2 protein-coding genes are annotated in these 537 nt (G+C 56.4%); both read right to left on the bottom strand.

Annotation, left to right across the window (positions count from 1 at the left end):
- Window positions 1-212, bottom strand: a 212-nt coding sequence (locus AC1RPG_RS08030; RefSeq protein WP_481762475.1) for a hypothetical protein, incomplete at its 3' end; no start/stop codon positions are given.
- A 51-nt stretch (window positions 213-263) separates the two neighbouring features.
- The coding region (locus tag AC1RPG_RS08025; RefSeq protein ID WP_481762474.1) for a hypothetical protein at window positions 264-537 on the bottom strand (274 nt) is incomplete at its 5' end.

The following is a 537-nucleotide window of genomic DNA, read 5'->3' as shown; positions in this document are numbered from 1 at the left end:
GAAATAATGCTGCCAACGTCACCGTGCTCCACAACTTCGAGAATAATGTGGCTCGGGCTCTTGATCTCGATGACTCGTGCGTTCACGTTTTGGCTGTAAACGCAGCAGGTAGCGCCCACCACGATAGGGCTACCACATGACGCGTATACAGAGGGGCGCTGCTTACGTGCCTTGCGCGGGAGTACCGGACGCGTCGTGAATTTACGGCTCATGAACTTCTCCTTGCTTGATGTGATTGTACGCATGGTACAGGACGTGGCCATCTACGTCAAGCTCGTTACGTCACGCGGTACCATCATCTCGGAACCGCGAATCAATTGCAGAACATCGGAGGCGGTGAGTTCCAACTCCTGAGCCGTTATCCCGTCTTCGATCAGGAGCGTGTGGTTCTTCAGGCCGTTGACCAGACGTAGCGTTACCAGCTTTTTCTTGGACGCGGGCGCGGCGTCGGCCACCACTTCGAGACCGGTGCCGTTGCATTCCCTGACCGCCTTCAGGCCGTCGATCTTAACGTGGACCTTGCGTGCCTCATCGATC

The sequence above is a fragment of the Dellaglioa sp. CoH-57-MRSF-18 genome (assembly GCF_056781995.1).
The sequence above is the reverse complement of the archived record's forward strand: the minus strand, read 5'-3'. Positions and strand labels throughout refer to the sequence as shown.